The organism is Kytococcus schroeteri (assembly GCF_042433515.1).
Taxonomy (GTDB): Bacteria; Actinomycetota; Actinomycetes; order Actinomycetales; family Dermatophilaceae; genus Kytococcus; species Kytococcus schroeteri.
This window is the reverse complement of sequence record NZ_JBHLVH010000017.1, coordinates 1-17610: the sequence shown is the minus strand read 5'-3', so window position 1 is coordinate 17610 and position 17610 is coordinate 1. Positions and strand designations below refer to the sequence as shown.

Below are 17610 nucleotides of genomic sequence, written 5' to 3'. Positions count from 1 at the left end.
GGTGCGGCCCCCTCGTCGTGGGGAGGGTCAGTCGGCGCGCCGACGCTGTTCGGCCAGCACCCCGCGCTGCAGCGGGGCCGTGGCCAGCAGGGCCAGGGCCGTCAGGGTTGCACCGGCGGCGAGCGTCCCACCGAGGATCGTCGGGCCGGTGCCGTTCCGCTCGTACCCCTTGCTCACGGCCACGGTGGCCATGGGGGAGGCGAGCAGCACCCCGAGCCCGGCGCCCAGCGCGAGGGCCAGCACCAGCGGGCCCAGCACCTCGAGCCAGGCCACGCGGCGCAGGTACCCGGCCGAGGCGCCCATCCGGTGCATGGCGCGGCTCTGCTCGGCGCGCTCGAACACCGCGGAGGCCTGCGTGATGTACGTGCCGGCGGCCGCCAGCACGAAGCCGATGCCCAGGGTGATGAGCGCGCCCTTGGTGATGTCGAAGGTGGTGGCCACGGCGAACTCCGCGCCCGGCGGTGCGCCGGCCGGGGGCTCGGTGGCCAGCGGCATCATCGAGGTGTAGCCGCCGATGAAGGCCAGGAATCCCAGCGGCGCCACGCGTCGCCAGGTGGCCCGCGGGTCGGCCTGCACGCGGCGGGCCGCCCACACCACGGTGGCCGAGGGGAGGTGGGCCAGCACGCGGCAGACCACCTGCAGCAGCCAGGGGCCCACCACGGCCGTGCCCATGAGCACGGTGGCCAGCGCGAGCCCCATGGCGACCCACGGCAGCAGGGCCGAGCCGGTGTCGGCCGACCTGCCGACCACCACGAACGCACCCACCAGCAGGGCGACGAAGGCCACCGGGCGCCACCAACGCAGGGCGGGACTGCTGGCGCGGCGGGCCACGCCCAGCGGGGAGACCCGCACCCGCCGCAGGCCCCACCAGGCCGAGACCAGGCCGATGAGGACGGTCGCCAGGGCCACCGGCGCGGCCAGCCACACCGGCAGGATCATCTCGGAGGGCTCCACCCGCATCGCCTGGATGGTCAGCAGCGACCAGGCCGGCAGCGTGGCCAGGTAGAGCAGCGCCCCCGCGGCGGTGCCGATGACGGACTGCACGAGGGTGTCCACGAGGGTCATGCGCGTGACGTCACCGGACGAGAGGCCCAGCAGGCGCAGGGCGGCCATGCGGCGCTCGCGCCCGCGGGCACCCAGGACGGCGGCCGAGGCAGCCAGGCCCACCATCGCGGGCACCAGCAGGGCGCAGGCGATGGCGGCCAGGCCCACGTAGAAGCCCAGGATCTGTCCCACCACGTGGTCCTGGGCGAGGTACTCGGCGTGCACGCCGTGCGGTGCCCTCCAGCGCCGGAGGAACATCCACGTACCGCCGGCCACGGTGAAGGCGAGCGCCGAGGAGACCACGTAGGCCAGCGTGGAGACCAGGTAGAGCAGCGACTCGCCCTCCCGCGCACCGAAGCGGGCGCGGGTGAGGCGGAGGGTGAAGTCGAGCAGGGTGCGCAGCCCGGGGCCGTTCGCGGGTGCCCCGGCGGCCGGGCCCGCGGGGGGCGCAGTGGTGTGGGCGGTGGTGCTCATCGGGCCACCCCCACCGGCTCGCGGGTCGGGCGGTCGGTGTGCACCAGCCCGTCGCGGATCTCCACGAGGCGGTCGCACCAGCGGGCCACGCCCGGGTCGTGCGTCACGAGCACCAGGGCGGCCCCGGCGTGGGCCACGGTGGCGGTGAGCAGTTGCATCACCTCGTGGCCGGTGGTCTGGTCCAGGGCACCGGAGGGCTCGTCGGCGAACACCACCTGCGGCTGGCCCACCAGGGCACGGGCGATGGCGACGCGCTGCGCCTGGCCGCCGGACATGTCGCCGGGGCGGCGGCCGCGCAGCTGGGGGATGCCGATCTGCTCCAGGGCGTGGTCGGCCGCGGTGAGGGCCTTCCCGCGCGAGGTGCCGGTGAGCATCATCGGCAGGGCCACGTTCTCGCGGGCGGAGAGCTCGGGGATGAGCTGGTGGTCCTGGAAGACGAAGCCGAACCGGCTCAGGCGGGTGTGCGAGCGGCGGCGGTCGTCGAGGCTCGAGAGCGGCTCACCGCCCAGCCGCACCTCGCCCCGGGTGGGCACGAGGATGCCCGAGAGGCAGTGGAGCAGGGTGGACTTGCCGGAGCCGGACGGGCCCATGACCGCCACCGTCTCCCCGGGGGCGATGGCCAGGCTCACCCCGGCCAGGGCCTGCACGCCGCCGTAGGCGACGGTGATGTCGTCGGTGGCCAGCACGGGTGCTGGCGTCCTGGTCTGCGCGGTGTGGGTGTTCATGGCTCCATTCGACGGCGCGGAGGGCGCTTCCGGAACAGTGTGGGCGATGGTTCGCAGGTGGTGCTGGCACTACCCCGCAGGTGGCCCGCGTCCTCCGGCCGCTCGGGTGGCTCCGGTAGTTTCGCGGCCGTGGACCTCTTCCGTCGCCGCCGCTCGGCCTCCCGCGAGCAGGAGGCCGAACGGCGCATCGCCGCGCTCACCGCATCGCGCCGGGAGGTGGTGCAGGCCTACGAGGTGGAGCGCCGCCGGGTGGAGCGCGACCTGCACGACGGTGCGCAGCAGTACCTCGTGGCCGCCGCGATGCTGCTCGGTGAGGCCCGGTCCCTCGAGGTGGCCACGCAGGACGCCGAACTGGCCGACCTGCTCCGCCGCGCCGCGGGCCAGCTCACCGACGGGCTGGAGGCCCTGCGCGCCACGGTGCGCGGCATCCACCCGGCCACCCTTGCCGAGCAGGGGCTGGAGGCCGCCCTGTGGGAGGTGGCACGGAGCAGCGGCCAGGCGGTGCGTGTGGTGTGCCCGCACCCGTTGCCGGAGGTCCCCGAGGGAGTGCTCGTCTCGGCGTGGTTCTTCGCCTGCGAGGCCATCGCCAACGCCGCCAAGCACGCACCGGGCGCACAGGTGACGGTGCTGCTGGGGGCCGACACCGACCTGCGGGTCTCGGTGGTGGACACCGGACCCGGCGGGGCGGTGGTCGAACCGGGTGGGGGGCTCTCGGGCCTGAGCGAGCGCATCGCGGCCTTCGGTGGGGAGGTCACGGTCACGAGTCCGGCGGGCGGCCCCACCCAGGTGGCGGCCTCGATACCGTTGCTCCTCATGCGAGGCGAGACGGGGGTGCCGCTGTGACGGCCCGGTTGGTGGTGGCGGACGACTCGGCGATCCTCCGCGAGGGCCTCGTGGGCCTGCTCGAGCGCCGTGGCTACGAGGTGGTGGCGCAGGCCGCCCGCGCCGACGACCTGGCGCAGGTGGTGGGCGAGCTCGCCGCGCAGGGGGCCCTCCCGGACGGGGTCGTCACCGACGCCCGCATGCCCCCGGGCATGACCGACGACGGCATCCGCGTGGCGGTGGACCTCAGGACCGCCCACCCCGGGCTGGCGGTGATGGTGGTGAGCCAGTACGTGGTGCCCGTGCACGCGCAGCGGCTGTTCGCCCTCCAGGGGGCGGGTGGCACCGGTTACCTGCTCAAGGACCGCGTGGCCGAGGTGGACGACTTCGTCGCCTCGCTGGACCTCGTGCTCTCCGGCGGCGTGGTGACCGGCCCGGAGATCACCCGCGCCATGATGAGCGCCGGCAGCCCGGGCCTCCGCGAGCTCACCGACCGGGAGCACGAGGTGCTGGAGCTCATGGCCCGTGGGCTGTCCAACGGCGAGATCGCTGCCGAGCTCGTCCTCTCGGGGGCGGCCGTGGCCAAGCACGTGTCCAACATCTTCGCCAAGCTCGGCCTGGCGCCGGGGGAGGACAACCGCCGGGTCAAGGCGATCCTGCAGCTGCTCTCGGCCCGGGGCGACGCACCGGCCTGGTGAGCCTCAGCCCTGCGGGGGCAGCACGTCGGTCTGCGCGGGCAGGGCCACCAGCCCCACGGGGCACGAGAGCCCGTTGGGGCCGTGCATGCAGTACCCGTCGGGGTTCTTGTGCAGGTACTGCTGGTGGTACTCCTCGGCGAGGTGGTACTCGCCCAGCTGCTCCGGCGGCACGATCTCGGTGGTGATCGGCCCGTACCCGGCGGCGGTGAGCTGCTCCTGCATCGCCGCGGCGGTGGCGCGAGCGACGGCCACCTGGTGGTCGGTGGTGCAGAACACGGCCGAGCGGTACTGGGTGCCGACGTCGTTTCCCTGCCGGTCGCCCTGGGTGGGGTCGTGGTTCTCCCAGAACACCTTGAGCACCTCGTCGATGCGGGTGCGCGCGGGGTCGAACACGACCTGCACGGTCTCGGCGTGGCCGGTCGTCCCGCGGCACACCGACTCGTAGGTGGGGTGCGGGTCGGTGCCGCCCATGTAACCCACCGAGGTGGTCACCACGCCGGGCAGCTGCCAGAAGAAGCGCTCCACGCCCCAGAAGCAGCCGGCCGCCAGGTGCACCACCTCGCTGCCCTCGGGCCAGGAGTCCATCGGGACGTCCAGGACGGCGTGCGGGGTTCCGGCGGGAAGCAGCGAGCTCATGGCCCCATCGTCCCACCCGGGGTGTGTCGTGGACACGCGCAGGGCCCCACCGGTTCACGAACCGGTGGGGCCCTGCGCAGGGTGCGGTGGTCAGCCGTCGTAGGGGCGGACCTCCACGATCTTCACGTCGATCTGCTTGCCGTTCGGGGCCTCGTAGGCCACGGTCTCGCCCCGGGTGTGGCCGTCGATGGCCTGGCCCAGCGGGGACTTCTCGGAGTAGACCTCCAGGTCGTCGCCGTCGGCGATCTCGCGGTTGCCGAACAGGAAGGTCTCGGTGTCACCGAACATCTCGATGGTGACGACCATGCCCGGCTCCACGACGCCGTCGTCGGCCGGGGGCTCCTCGCCCACCTCGGCGTTCTGCAGCAGGGTGGTGAGCTGCTGGATGCGGCTCTCCATCTTGCCCTGCTCCTCCTTGGCGGCGTGGTAGCCGCCGTTCTCCTTGAGGTCGCCCTCGGAGCGGGCCTCCTCGATCTGCTGGGCGATGTCCCGGCGGCCCGGGCCCTTGAGCTGCTCGAGCTCGGCGCTCAGGCGGTCGTACGCGGCGCGCGTCAGGTAGGTCGTCTCCTGGGTGGCGTCAGCCATGGTCACTCTCCTTAGCAGAGTGGCGGTCCGGCCGGCGGTGCTCGCCGTGCCGGACTGCGGAAAGGTCCGGCCGCCAGCTTCGCGACCGGACCTGGGTGTACGTGGGTATGAGGGATGAGTCTACGCCGGGTACCCGTTTTCCGCCATTGCGCGGCGGGGAGTCACCCCTCGGGGTACCAGCAGCCCGTCACGTTGCCCACCAGTGGCCGCGAGGTGGTCTGCACCACCGATCGCTCCCGGGTGGAGCCCGCGCCCCGGGGCGGGACGGTGACGTCGCGGGTGCCCACCACCTCGTGGTTCTCGTTCTCGGCCACCAGCCGGCACACCACGGGGCGGTCGGGCTCACGGTGCACGTCGTAGATGACGGTCACCGAGCTGTCGGTGATCTTCTCGTGCCCGGCGTAGAACCAGTTGGGCTTGTTGGTGTTCAGGGCGATGCCGTACCAGACCACCAGGGCGGTGGCCAGACCCACGAGCACCGTGCCGACGACCCACCACCGGCGCTGCGAGGGGGTGGTGCGGGGGCGGGCGGGCGTGGACATCGGGGCTCCTCGGGGATCGCGGCCGCGGCCTCCCGGCCGCAGGGGGCGGCCAGGTCATGGGGGACAATGGCCGACGCACCATTGTGGTCCATCGGCCCGCGCGCCCGATGGCGCGCCCGCCCCCAACGAGGAAGGTGACTCGTGACCGACCAGCTCCGCCTGCTCGCCGTCCACGCCCACCCCGACGACGAGTCGAGCAAGGGCGCCGGCACGATGCTGCGCTACGTCGCGGCCGGGCACCCGGTCACCGTCGTCTCGTGCACCGGCGGGGAGCGCGGCGACGTGCTCAACCCGCGGCTGCAGGACGACCCCCAGGTGCTGCGCAACATCGTGGAGGTACGGCGCCGGGAGATGGCCGCGGCCCAGGAGATCCTGGGGGTCGACCACGTGTGGCTCGGCTTCGTGGACTCCGGCCTGCCGGAGGGGGACCCGCTGCCGCCGCTGCCCGACGGCTGCTTCGCGTTGGAGCCGCTGGAGGTCACCACCGAGGCCCTGGTCCGGGTGATCCGTGAGCGCCGCCCTCACGTGGTGACCACCTACGACGAGAACGGCGGCTACCCCCACCCCGACCACATCATGACCCACGTGGTGACGATGGCGGCGGTGGAGGCGGCAGGGGACGCGGAGCGCTTCCCGCACGCCGGCGAGCCCTGGCAGCCGCTGAAGGTCTACTACAACCAGGGCTTCAACCCGGACCGCATCGAGGCCCTGCACGCCGGGTGCGAGGCGGCCGGTCTGGAGTCGCCCTACGTGGACTGGATGGAGCGGATGCGTGACCGACCGCGCCGCACCCTCACCACGCGGGTGGAGTGCGCCGAGTTCTTCGAGCGCCGCGACGACGCGCTGCGCGCCCACGCCACGCAGATCGACCCGGAGGGCTGGTTCTTCAGCGTCCCGATCGACGTGCAGCGCAGCGCATACCCTTGGGAGGACTACGAGCTGGCCGTGTCCCTGGTGCCCGTGCAGCTGCCCGAGGACGACCTGTTCGCGGGTCTGCCGGCGGACGCGGCGGAAGCCGACGAGATCGCCCGGAAGGCGTCGTGGGACCGGATGGCGCACGACGGCCGGGCACGGACCAAGGAGTCGTGATGGGTGGACCGTTCCTCGCGCAGGGTGGAGGCGACACCAACGTCTCCATCAATGGTGGCCTGGGGGCCTTCCTGGCCCTGTTCGTCATCGCGCTGGCCATCTGGGCGCTGGGGTGGAGCATGACCCGCCACCTGCGCCGGGTCAGCTATCTCGAGAAGCAGCACGCCGGCATGCGCCCGGGGGAGTCCCCGCGCGTCATCCACACGGTCGAGGACCGCGTGCCGGGCCAGCAGTCCACCGCGCGCCGTGACTCCATCCCCGCCGCCGACGACCCTGCCGAGGGTGCGGAGCCCACTGAGGACCCCACACCGCGCGGGGGCCACGGCGCGTGAGCGAGTCCACGGGAGGCTCGGCCGGCCGCGTGCGTGGCCTGGTCTACGGCGCCTACGAGCAGCGGCTCTCCCAGGAGCTCGAGGCCGACCGGCTGCCCCGCCACGTGGGCGTGATGCTGGACGGCAACCGCCGCTGGGCCCGGGAGCGCGGGAGCGACACCGCGGAGGGGCACCGGGCGGGTGCCGAGAACATCGAGCCCTTCCTCGGGTGGTGCGAGGAGCTCGGCATCGAGGTGGTCACGCTGTGGATGCTCTCCACGGACAACCTCAAGCGCCCCGCCACGGAGCTCGAGCCGCTGCTGGCCATCATCGAGAAGGCCGTCACCGACCTCGCCGCGAGCGGGCGCTGGCGCGTGCACCTTGTCGGCTCGCCGGGGCTCCTGCCGGAGTCCACCCGTGGGGTCCTCCAGGAGGCGGTCCGCCGTACCGAGGACGTGGACGGGCTGCTCGTGAACGTGGCCATCAGCTACGGCGGACGCCAGGAGGTCAGCGACGCGGTGGCCTCGATGCTGCGGCAGTGGCACGCCGAGGGCCTCGACATCGCCGAGGCGGCCGACCGGGTGACGCCGGAGGCCATCGGGGAGCACCTGTACACCCGCGGGCAGCCGGACCCGGACCTGGTGATCCGCACCTCCGGTGAGCAGCGCCTGGGGGGCTTCCTGCTCTGGCAGAGCGAGAAGAGCGAGTTCTACTTCTGCGAGGCCTACTGGCCGGACTTCCGGCGGGTCGACTTCCTGCGGGCGTTGCGTGCCTACGCCGGGCGCGAGCGTCGCTTCGGTCGCTGAGCGCCCACCGCCGGCCCGAGGCGGCCGACGTGCTCCCGGCCGCCCCTGCTTGAACGCCGCGTGAACGTCTGGACAACGCTCGGGGACCCCTGCCGGACTGTGCGCCCGGCGTGTCGACCGACCCCTAGATTCGGGGGTGTCAACGAGTCGACCCGCGTCGACCCGGCGCGGGACAGGAGGCGTCATGACCGGTCACACGCAGCACTCCACGGGGGACGGACTGCGAGGGGGTGAGGTGGCCACCGTCACGGCGTCCGGCCACGCCCCGGCGCAGGCGGCCACCGCCGTCCGCACCTACGTGGTGGACACCTCGGTCCTGCTGTCCGACCCCCGCGCGATGATGCGCTTCGCCGAGCACGACGTGGTGCTGCCGGTGGTGGTCATCACCGAGCTCGAGGCCAAGCGCCACCACCCGGAGCTCGGCTACTTCGCCCGCTCGGCCCTGCGGATCCTCGACGACCTGCGGGTTCAGCACGGCCAGCTCGACCAGCCGGTCCCCACCGAGGGCGGGGGCTGGCTGCGGGTGGAGCTCAACCACACCGACCCCTCCTCGCTGCCGGCGGGCTTCCGGCTGGGGGACAACGACACGCGCATCCTCTCGGTGGCGCGCAACCTCGCGGACGAGGGGCTGGACGTCTGTGTGGTCTCCAAGGACCTGCCGATGCGGGTGAAGGCCTCGGCCGCGGGGCTGGACGCCGAGGAGTACCGGAACGAGATGGCGGTCGACTCCGGCTGGACCGGCATGACCTCCCTGACAGTGACCGCCGAGCAGATGGACTCCCTCTACGACGAGGGGCGCGTGGTGGTCGAGGAGGCCCTCACCCTGCCCTGCCACACCGGCGTGGTGCTCACCTCGCCCACCGGGTCCGGACTGGCCAGGGTCTCGCCGGACGGGGCGCTGCGCATGGTGCGCGGGGACCGGGACGCGTTCGGCCTGCACGGCCGCAGCGCCGAGCAGCGGGTGGCGCTGGACCTGCTGCTCGACCCGGACGTCGGCATCGTCTCCCTGGGCGGCCACGCTGGCACCGGCAAGTCGGCCCTCGCCCTGTGCGCGGGCCTCGAGGCGGTCATGGAGCGCCGGCAGCAGAGCAAGGTGATCGTCTTCCGCCCGCTCTACCCGGTGGGTGGGCAGGAGCTGGGCTACCTGCCGGGCAGCGAGAACGAGAAGATGGGGCCGTGGGCGCAGGCCGTCTTCGACACCCTGGGGGCGGTCGTCTCGCGCGAGGTGGTGGAGGAGGTCGTCGACCGCGGCCTCATCGAGGTGCTGCCGCTGACGCACATCCGCGGGCGCTCCCTGCACGACGCCTTCGTCATCGTCGACGAGGCACAGTCCCTGGAACGCAACGTGCTGCTCACGGTGCTCACCCGCATCGGGCAGAACAGCCGGGTGGTGCTCACGCACGACGTGGCGCAGCGCGACAACCTGCGGGTCGGCCGGCACGACGGGGTGGCGGCGGTCATCGAGGCGCTCAAGGGGCGGCCGCTCTTCTCGCACGTCACGCTGACCCGCTCGGAGCGGTCCCCGATCGCGGCGCTTGTCACGGAGCTGCTCGAGCCCTGAGGTCCCCGGGCCCGCCGGGAGGTGCTCCCGGCGGGCCCTGTCGTGCCCGGGAGGACGCAGAATCTGAACACCGGGTGAACACCGGGAGGGGTCGACGGGGGCGGGTGCTCGTCCCCAGGGGGCGCATCGGTGAGTTTGACCTCGTGTGGGTGATGCGCAAGAGTTCAGGGTCGCTCTTCACGCTGTACCGTCCCGTGCGGTGTGGCGACACTGTTCCGACGTCCATCGGGTCGGAGCTCTGACGAGGGCTGGGATGTCCCTTCCCGGCCGTGATCTCGAAGGACAAATCGATGAACGTGTCCCCTGACAACTCCGCCCGTCGTGGCCTGAACACGCTGCGCCGCCACCCCGTGGCCGGTGCTGCCGCAGCTGTGACCGCGCTGGCCACCGCCGCGGGTGTGACCGCCTCGGTGCTGCCCTCGGAGCCGTCGCAGGACGAGGCATCCGCCGCGGCCCTGAGCCACCAGGTGAAGGCCGACGACCGCGAGCAGGGCGCCAGCCGCTCCAACGCCGAGCAGAAGGCGGAGGCCGCCGCCAAGAAGGCAGCCCGCCAGGCCGCCAAGGAGCGTGCGGAGAAGGCCCGTCAGAAGGCTGCCGCGCAGAAGCGCGAGCGAGCCGAGAAGGCCGCCGAGCGCAAGGCCGCCCAGGAGCGGGCCGAGAAGCGCGCGGCCGCGAAGAAGGCGGCTGCTCGCAAGGCCGCTGCCGAGCGCCTCGCGGCCCGGAAGGCGGCCCGCGAGGCCGCGGCGCAGAAGGCCGCCGAGGAGCGGGCCGAGCGCGTGGCTGCCCGCAAGGCGGCTGAAGAGCGGGCCGAGCGCGTGGCTGCCCGCAAGGCGGCTCAGGAGCGCGCCGAGCGCATCGCTGCGCAGAAGGCGGCCGAGGAGCGGGCCGAGCGCGTGGCTGCCCGCAAGGCGGCTCAGGAGCGCGCGGAGCGCATCGCTGCGCAGAAGGCGGCCGAGGAGCGGGCCGAGCGCGTGGCTGCCCGCAAGGCGGCTCAGGAGCGCGCGGAGCGCATCGCTGCGCAGAAGGCCGCAGAGGAGCGGGCCGAGCGGGCTGCTGCTGCCAAGGCCGCTCAGGAGCGTGCCGAGCGCATCGCCCGCGAGAAGGCGGCCCAGGAGCGCGCTGAGGAGCGTCAGCGTGCCCGTGAGGAGGCGGAGCGCAAGGAGCGCCTCGAGCGCGAGCAGCAGCGCAAGGAGCAGGAGCGCCGCGAGCGCGAGGAGGAGCGTCGCCAGACGCCGCCGGTGCGTACGGGCGACCCGCGGTCCATCGGGCGTGCGATGGTGGCCGAGCGTGGCTGGGACGCCGCCCAGTTCCAGTGCCTGGACAACCTGTGGACCAAGGAGAGCAACTGGCAGGTCGATGCCACCAACCCCACCTCGGGCGCGTACGGCATCCCGCAGTCCCTGTACCCGGAGCTCATGGCCGAGGCCGGTCCCGACTGGCGCACCAACCCCGCCACCCAGATCGAGTGGGGGCTGGGCTACATCAGCGGGCGCTACGGCACCCCCTGCGGCGCCTGGGCGCACTCGGTCGAGCTGAACTGGTACTGAGCCCCGGAGCACTCTGACGAAGGGCCCCAGCTCCCGCGGGAGGTGGGGCCCTTCGCGTGGGCGCACAGGGGTGGGGCCGCCGCGGCGGCCCCACCCCGTTCAGCGGCCGTGCGGCGTGGCCATGCCCAGCAGGTCCAGGGCCTCGTCCAACTCGGCCTCGGTGAGGTCGCCGTTCTCCACGTGGCCGCGGTCGATGACCACCTGGCGCACGGTCTTCTTCTCCGCCAGCGACTGCTTGGCCACCTTGGAGGCGGCCTCGTAGCCGATCTTGGCGTTGAGCGCGGTCACGATGGCCGTGGACGCACCGGCGAACTCGGCCAGGTGCTCGACATTGGCCTCCAGACCGGAGACGCACCGGTCGGCCAGCACACGGGAGGCGCCGGCGAGCAGGTCGATGGAGTCGAGCATGTCGGTGGCCATCACCGGCAGCATCACGTTGAGCTCGAAGGAGCCGGTGGTGCCCCCGAAGGCGATGGTGGCGTCGTTGCCCATGACGCGGGCGCACACCATGAGGGTGGCCTCGGGCACCACCGGGTTCACCTTGCCGGGCATGATCGAGGAGCCCGGCTGCAGCTCCGGCAGACGCAGCTCGCCCAGGCCGGCGCGGGGGCCGGAGCCCATCCAGCGCAGGTCGTTGCAGATCTTCGTCAGCGAGACGGCCACGAGGCGGGTGGCGGCCGAGAGGTGCACCACGGCGTCCTGGGTGGACTGCGCCTCGAAGTGGTCGGCGGCCTCGCGCATCTCCACGCCCACCTGACGGGAGAGGTCCGCGATCGCCTTGCCGGCGAACTCCGGGTGCGCGTTGAGGCCGGTGCCGGCGGCGGTGCCGCCCAGTGGCAGCTCGGCCACGGCGTCGGCGGCCTGCGCCAGACGCTCACGGCCCAGCTCGATCTGGCGGGCGTAGCCGCCGAACTCCTGCCCCAGGGTCACCGGCACGGCGTCCATGAGGTGGGTGCGCCCGGCCTTCACCACGTCGGCGAACTCGCGGGACTTGGCCTCCAGGGCCTCCTGCAGGCCCTTGAGGGCCGGCTCGAGGCGCTCGGCCACGCCCTGCACCATCGCCACGCGCATGGCGGTGGGGAAGGTGTCGTTGGACGACTGGCCCATGTTCACGTCGTCGTTGGGGTGCACGTCGGTGCCGGCCTGGCGGGCCAGCGTCGCGATGACCTCGTTGGCGTTCATGTTGGTGGACGTGCCGGAGCCGGTCTGGAAGATGTCCACCGGGAAGTGCTCGTCGTGCTCACCGCGGGCCACGGACTCGGCGGCGGCCACGATCGCCTCGGCCTTGGCGGCGTCCAGGTTGCCCAGCTCGGCGTTCGCCCGGGCGGCGGCGGCCTTCAGCTGGCCGAAGGCGTGGATGACGGCGGCCGGCACGGGGCGGCCGGAGATCGGGAAGTTCTCGACGGCGCGGGCGGTCGAGGCGCCGTACAGCGCGTCGGCCGGAACCTGCATCTCGCCCATGGAGTCGTGTTCAGTGCGGTACTCAGTCATGGGCCCATCATCGCAGGGCCCCTGCTCAGACCTTGCGCAGGAGCACCCGGTGCACGGAGTGGTCCTCGCCCTTGGTCAGCACCGCCGTCGCCCGGCCCCGCGTGGGGGCGATGTTCTGCTGCAGGTTGGGGCCGTTGATGGCGTCCCACACCGAGAGCGCGAACTCCTCGGCGTCGTGCGCCGACATCTGGGCGTAGCGGTGGAAGTAGGACTCCGGGTCGGCGAACGCCGTCGTCCGCAGCTTCTGGAAGCGGTCCAGGTACCACTGCTTCACGTCCTCGGTCCGGGCGTCCACGTAGACCGAGAAGTCGAAGAAGTCGCTCACCGCCAGGCCGGCCGAGCCGTCGCGGCGGGGCACCGGCGGCTGCAGCACGTTGAGCCCCTCGATGATGAGCACGTCCGGCTGGCGCACCACGACCTCCTCGTCCGGGACGATGTCGTAGACCAAGTGCGAGTAGACCGGCGCCGAGACCTCGGGGGAGCCGGCCTTCACCGAGGAGACGAAGCGCAGCAGCTTGCGCCGGTCGTAGCTCTCCGGGAAGCCCTTGCGGGACATGAGCCCCTTCTCCTCCAGCACGGCGTTGGGGTAGAGGAAGCCGTCGGTGGTCACCAGCTGCACGTCGGGGGTCTCCGGCCAGCGCGACATGAGGTCGTGCAGCAGGCGCGCGGTGGTCGACTTGCCGACCGCCACCGAGCCGGCCACGCCGATCACGAAGGGCGTGCGGCCTGTGCGTTCGCCGAGGAACTCGTTGGTCGTCTCCCGGAGGCGTCGCGAGTTGGTGACGTACAGGTTGATGAGGCGGCACAGGGGCAGGTACACCTGCTCCACCTCCTCCACGCTGATCCGGTCGCCCAGTCCCTCGATGCGGCGCACGTCCTCGGCGGTGAGGCTCATGGGGTGCGACTGCCGCAGCCGGGCCCAGTCGTCACGGTCGAGCTCGAGGTAGGGCGAGTGGGAGGTGGAGGGGTGGGACATGCGCGCCATTCTGCCTGCCGCGTCCGGGGTCTGTGGGCCGCGCCACGGCCTCGGGGTGGCGGGCCGACCGTGTGCAGGGGTTAGTGTGAGCGCCATGTGTGGAATCGTTGGTTTTGTCGGGCGTGACCGGAACGAGCGCGCTCTCGACGTCGTCATGGAGGGCCTGGCCCGCCTCGAGTACCGCGGGTACGACTCCGCGGGTGTCGCGCTGGTCGGTGAGGGCCGCGTGGAGACCGCCAAGAAGGCCGGCAAGCTGGTGAACCTCCAGGCGGAGATCCAGGAGCACCCGATGCCGGCGACCAACACCGCCATCGGCCACACCCGCTGGGCCACGCACGGCGGCCCCACGGACGAGAACGCCCACCCCCACCGCGGTGGCGAGGACGGCAAGCTCGCCCTCATCCACAACGGCATCATCGAGAACTTCCACCAGCTGCGCGAGGAGCTCGAGGCCGACGGCGTGGAGTTCACCTCCGAGACCGACACCGAGGTCGTGGCGCACCTGCTGGCCACGGTCTACGCCGGCGACCTCACCGAGGCCATGCGCACCGTCGTGAACCGCCTCGAGGGCGCCTTCACGCTGCTGGCCGTGCACGCCGACTCCCCGGGCACCGTGGTCGGCGCCCGCCGCAACTCGCCGCTGGTCATCGGCCTCGGCGAGGGTGAGAACTACCTCGGCTCGGACGTCGCTGCCTTCATCAGCCACACCAAGCAGGCGATGGAGATGGACCAGGACCAGATCGCCACCATCACCGCCGATGCGGTGGAGGTCATCAACTTCGACGGCACCCCGGCGCAGGGCAAGCCGTTCGAGGTCACCTGGGACGCCGCCGCCGCCGAGAAGGGTGGCTACCCGACCTTCATGGAGAAGGAGATCCACGACCAGGGCGACGCCGTGCGCGACACCCTGCTGGGCCGCACCGACGCCGACGGGCGCCTCACCCTCGACGAGCTGAAGATCGACGAGGAGGCCCTGCGCGGGGTCGAGAAGATCATCATCATCGCGTGCGGCACCTCGGCCTACGCCGGCATGGTGGCCAAGTACGGCATCGAGCACTGGGCCCGCATCCCGGTCGAGGTCGACCTCGCCCACGAGTTCCGCTACCGCGACCCGGTGCTCGACCCGAGCACCCTGGTGGTCTCCATCTCCCAGTCCGGCGAGACCATGGACACCCTGATGGCGGTCCGCCACGCCAAGGAGCTGGGCGCCCGCACCCTGTCCATCTGCAACAGCCACGGCTCGAGCATTCCGCGCGAGTCCGACGCCGTGCTGTACACGCACGCCGGTCCGGAGATCGCGGTGGCCTCCACCAAGGCCTTCGTCGCGCAGATCACCGCCTGCTACGTGCTGGGTCTCTACTTCGCCCAGCTCAAGGGTGGGGAGTACGCCGACGAGGCCGGCCGCGTGCTCAAGGACCTGCACGGTGTGCCGGAGAAGATCGAGACCCTGCTGTCGGACACCTCGCGCATCGAGGAGATCGCGAAGTTCATGTCCGACACCCGCTCGGTGCTCTTCCTGGGCCGCAACGTGGGCTACCCGATCGCCATGGAGGGTGCGCTCAAGCTCAAGGAGCTCGCCTACATCCACGCCGAGGGCTTCGCCGCCGGCGAGCTCAAGCACGGCCCCATCGCGCTCATCGAGCCGGGGCAGCCGGTGTTCATCGTGGTGCCGCCCACCGACGCGCCCCACGGCCTGCACGGCAAGGTGGTCTCCAACATCCAGGAGATCCGCGCCCGCGGTGCCCGCACCCTGGTGATCGCCGAGGAGGGCGACGAGCAGGTCGTGCCCTTCGCCGACGAGGTCATCCGCATCCCGGCCTCGACCCCGCTGCTGCAGCCGCTGCTGGCGATCATCCCGCTGCAGCTGTTCTCGCTGTACCTGTCCACGGCCAAGGGCCTGGACGTCGACCAGCCGCGCAACCTGGCCAAGTCGGTCACCGTCGAGTGACCGAGCGCCCGTGCGCATGACCTCGCGTCACGTCACCGCCCCGTCTCCCGGTTGGGAGGCGGGGCGGTGATCGTGGGTCTGGGCACCGACGTGGTGCAGGTGGAGCGGCTCGGCCGGGCGCTGGACCGCACGCCGGCGCTGCTCGCGCGCCTCTTCACCGAGGCCGAGCAGGGCCTGCCGCTGGAGTCGCTCGCCGCGCGGTTCGCGGCCAAGGAAGCGGTGGCCAAGGCGCTCGGCTCGCCGCCCGGGCTGGGCTTCCGCCAGGCCGAGGTGGCCCGTGGCGAGCACGGCCGCCCCGTCCTGCGGGTCTCCGGTGAGGCGGCGCGGGTGGCTGGTGCCCTCGGCGTCACCCGGTGGCACGTGTCGCTCTCCCACGACGCAGGGGTGGCCGTGGCCACCGTCATCGCCGAGGGGGAGGGGCCGTGCTGAGGGCCTGGCAGCCTGAGGCCGTGCGGGAGCACGAGCGGGCCACGGGGGACCTGTTCACCTCCGGGGCGCTGATGCAGCGGGCCGCGGACGCCGTGGCCGGGGTCGTCGCCGACCGCGTGGGGGAGCACGGTCGGGTCGTCGCCCTGGTCGGTGCGGGGGACAACGGGGCCGACACCCTCTGGGCCCTGGAGCGTCTCGCCTCCGGGCGGGTGGGGCGGCCCGTCCCGTGCACCGCCCTCCTCCTCGTGGAGGACGACCAGCGCGAGGCCGTCGGTGCCGCGCTCCGGGCGGGGGTGGAGCTGGCCCCGGTGGGGGCAGACACCCTCGAGGGTGTGGGCGCCGGGGACGTGGTGCTCGACGGCATGGTCGGGCTCGGCGGACGGCCCGGGCTGGGTGGCCGGGCTGCCCTCCTCGCCGAGGGTGCTGCGGCGGCGCGTTCCCGGGGCGCCCTGGTCCTGGCCGTGGACCTGCCCAGTGGGCTCGACCCCCTCGGTCGCGCGGTGCCCACCCCCGGTGACCACGTCGGAGCCGACCTCACCCTCGCGCTCGTGGCGCCCAAGCCGGTGCACCTGGCGCCTGCCACCACGGCGGCGTGCGGGGAGCTCCTCGTCGACGCGCTGGGCACGGGGACCCCCTCGGCGGAGCACGTGCTGGAGTCCTGGCAGCACGACGACCTCGCCGCCGCGTACCCGGTGCCCGGACGCACTGCGCACAAGTACACCCGCGGGGCGCTCGGTGTCGCGGCCGGGTCGGACACCTACCCCGGGGCAGCGGTGCTCTGCTGCACCGGGGCGCTGGGAGCGGGCACGGGCATGGTGCGTTACCTGGGGCCGCGTCGCGCACAGGACCTGGTGCTCGCCTCGTGTCCCGAGGTGGTGCCGGGGGAGGGCCGCGTGCAGGCCTGGGTGCTCGGGCCGGGGTGCCCGGAGGAGGACACCGACCGGCAGCGGGGTCTGGCCCAGCTCGCCCGACGTCCCGAGCCCGCCGTCCTCGATGCGGGAGCCCTCCACTGCGTGGCTGTCCGCCCGGCGGACGCGGTCACCCTGCTGACGCCGCACGCGGGGGAGCTGGCGGCAATGCTCGGCTGGCGCCGCGAGGAGGTGGAGGCCGATCCCGAGGGCGCGGGCTCCGAGGCCTCCCGCCGCTGGGATGCGACGGTGCTGGTCAAGGGCGCGGTGTCCGTGGTGGTGCCGTCTGTGGCCGAGCGTCGGCGGGGGTGCGTCCCGGTGACCGTGCGGGAGGGGACGTCCTGGCTGGCCACGGCGGGAACGGGGGACGTCCTCGCCGGCGTGCTCGGTGCCCTCCTGGCGGCTGGGCTCGCAGCGGTGGACGCTGCCGTGCTCGGGGCCGCCCTGCACGCGCGCGCCGGGGCTCGGCTGTCGGGCGGCGGGCCGATCAGGGCCGCGGAGCTGGGGCGGGCGATGACCGCCGAGGTGAGGGACCTGCTGGGCTGAGCCCCGGTGCCCCGCCCGATGTCTCGCGGGGGTGGGGCCGGCTCGGTGTGGCCGTTTTGCGTCGGGTCCGGTGGGTGTGTATTGTTCCTCCTCGTTGCCCAGCCGGGTGGCCCGCTCCGGGAGACCGGGGAGTGTGGGTCCGGGGTCTGGGTGGCGGCAACCTCTTTCTCTCAGGTCTGGTGATCCGGTCTGTCCTTCGTGGGGCGGGTTGGTGAGCGGGGCTGGGATGGTGTAAGGTTGTGGATCGCCCCTGAACGAGATCGCGCTGTGTGTGCGGTGGGTGTTGGGGAGTGTTTGGTCCTTGAGAACTCAACAGTGTGTCATGAATCGATGCCAAATTATTTTGTTGTATCCCTTTCGCATCCATGGCGTGGCTGGCCTTTGTGGTTGGTCGTTCGTGGATGTGTTTGGTTGATTTCTTTGGCGATGAAGTTTGAGTCCAGCGACTCATTCTGACTCTGCCAGTATTGAA

17 protein-coding genes are annotated in these 17610 nt (G+C 72.7%); 10 read left to right on the top strand and 7 right to left on the bottom strand.

All coding sequences use genetic code 11. The features are described 5' to 3' along the window. Positions 1-27: 27 nt before the first annotated feature. Both ACFFHC_RS08665 and ACFFHC_RS08660 read right to left on the bottom strand, forming a co-directional pair. Complete coding sequence (locus ACFFHC_RS08665; RefSeq protein ID WP_070704404.1) at positions 28-1518, bottom strand: FtsX-like permease family protein; 1491 nt, start codon at positions 1516-1518, stop codon at positions 28-30. Beyond that, a complete protein-coding gene (locus ACFFHC_RS08660; RefSeq protein ID WP_070704406.1) occupies positions 1515-2243 on the bottom strand; it encodes an ABC transporter ATP-binding protein in 729 nt (242 codons plus the stop codon). Before ACFFHC_RS08660 ends, ACFFHC_RS08665 begins: the two co-directional genes overlap by 4 nt. Before the next feature lie 129 nt (positions 2244-2372). On the opposite strand from ACFFHC_RS08660, the gene ACFFHC_RS08655 reads away from it, so the two are divergent. Then, a complete protein-coding gene (locus ACFFHC_RS08655) occupies positions 2373-3086 on the top strand; it encodes a sensor histidine kinase (protein WP_070704409.1) in 714 nt (237 codons plus the stop codon). After that, positions 3083-3763 carry a response regulator transcription factor gene (locus ACFFHC_RS08650; protein WP_070704412.1) on the top strand — a complete coding sequence of 227 codons (681 nt, stop codon included), beginning with the start codon at positions 3083-3085 and terminating at the stop codon, positions 3761-3763. Before ACFFHC_RS08655 ends, ACFFHC_RS08650 begins: the two co-directional genes overlap by 4 nt. Before the next feature lie 3 nt (positions 3764-3766). Here ACFFHC_RS08650 and msrA read toward each other — a convergent pair whose 3' ends face one another. The 3 genes from msrA to ACFFHC_RS08635 form a co-directional block, all read right to left on the bottom strand. Beyond that, on the bottom strand, positions 3767-4399 hold the full coding sequence (gene msrA / locus ACFFHC_RS08645) for a peptide-methionine (S)-S-oxide reductase MsrA (RefSeq protein ID WP_070704415.1): 633 nt from the start codon (positions 4397-4399) through the stop codon (positions 3767-3769). A gap of 90 nt (positions 4400-4489) precedes the next feature. After that, entirely contained in the window at positions 4490-4984 is a 495-nt protein-coding gene (greA, locus tag ACFFHC_RS08640; RefSeq protein WP_070704418.1) for a transcription elongation factor GreA, read from the bottom strand. 161 nt (positions 4985-5145) lie between these two features. Further along, on the bottom strand, positions 5146-5526 hold the full coding sequence (locus tag ACFFHC_RS08635) for a DUF4307 domain-containing protein (RefSeq protein WP_070704421.1): 381 nt from the start codon (positions 5524-5526) through the stop codon (positions 5146-5148). A 141-nt stretch (positions 5527-5667) separates the two neighbouring features. Here ACFFHC_RS08635 and mca point away from each other — a divergent pair, with 141 nt between their 5' ends. The 5 genes from mca to ACFFHC_RS08610 all read left to right on the top strand — a co-directional run bounded on the left by mca (position 5668) and on the right by ACFFHC_RS08610 (position 10840). Further along, positions 5668-6615, top strand: coding sequence for a mycothiol conjugate amidase Mca (gene mca, locus ACFFHC_RS08630; protein WP_070704424.1), 948 nt, complete (start codon positions 5668-5670; stop codon positions 6613-6615). Next, complete coding sequence (locus ACFFHC_RS08625) at positions 6615-6947, top strand: hypothetical protein (protein ID WP_070704427.1); 333 nt, start codon at positions 6615-6617, stop codon at positions 6945-6947. The genes mca and ACFFHC_RS08625 overlap by 1 nt, the downstream gene beginning before the upstream one ends. Beyond that, complete coding sequence (locus ACFFHC_RS08620) at positions 6944-7732, top strand: isoprenyl transferase (protein ID WP_070704430.1); 789 nt, start codon at positions 6944-6946, stop codon at positions 7730-7732. The genes ACFFHC_RS08625 and ACFFHC_RS08620 overlap by 4 nt, the downstream gene beginning before the upstream one ends. 184 nt (positions 7733-7916) lie before the next feature. After that, a complete protein-coding gene (phoH2, locus tag ACFFHC_RS08615; RefSeq protein ID WP_083323482.1) occupies positions 7917-9293 on the top strand; it encodes an RNA 5'-3' helicase PhoH2 in 1377 nt (458 codons plus the stop codon). Positions 9294-9583: 290 nt separating this feature from the next. Further along, the gene (locus ACFFHC_RS08610) at positions 9584-10840 is read left to right on the top strand and encodes an aggregation-promoting factor C-terminal-like domain-containing protein (RefSeq protein ID WP_180802282.1); all 1257 of its coding nucleotides are present in this window, start codon (positions 9584-9586) and stop codon (positions 10838-10840) included. A gap of 99 nt (positions 10841-10939) precedes the next feature. Here the strand turns inward: ACFFHC_RS08610 and ACFFHC_RS08605 are convergent, their stop codons facing one another. Beyond that, positions 10940-12331, bottom strand: coding sequence for a class II fumarate hydratase (locus ACFFHC_RS08605; protein WP_070703596.1), 1392 nt, complete (start codon positions 12329-12331; stop codon positions 10940-10942). 25 nt (positions 12332-12356) lie between these two features. Next, on the bottom strand, positions 12357-13307 hold the full coding sequence (gene coaA, locus ACFFHC_RS08600) for a type I pantothenate kinase (RefSeq protein WP_141494836.1): 951 nt from the start codon (positions 13305-13307) through the stop codon (positions 12357-12359). 94 nt (positions 13308-13401) lie between these two features. Here coaA and glmS point away from each other — a divergent pair, with 94 nt between their 5' ends. The 3 genes from glmS (at position 13402) to ACFFHC_RS08585 (ending at position 17138) form a co-directional block, all read left to right on the top strand. Further along, the gene (gene glmS, locus ACFFHC_RS08595) at positions 13402-15255 is read left to right on the top strand and encodes a glutamine--fructose-6-phosphate transaminase (isomerizing) (protein WP_070703598.1); all 1854 of its coding nucleotides are present in this window, start codon (positions 13402-13404) and stop codon (positions 15253-15255) included. Between the two features lie 66 nt (positions 15256-15321). Further along, positions 15322-15684: a holo-ACP synthase gene (locus ACFFHC_RS08590; protein ID WP_070703600.1), complete on the top strand. Its 363-nt coding sequence runs from the start codon at positions 15322-15324 to the stop codon at positions 15682-15684. 20 nt (positions 15685-15704) lie between these two features. After that, complete coding sequence (locus tag ACFFHC_RS08585; RefSeq protein WP_141761944.1) at positions 15705-17138, top strand: bifunctional ADP-dependent NAD(P)H-hydrate dehydratase/NAD(P)H-hydrate epimerase; 1434 nt, start codon at positions 15705-15707, stop codon at positions 17136-17138. Positions 17139-17610: the final 472 nt, after the last annotated feature.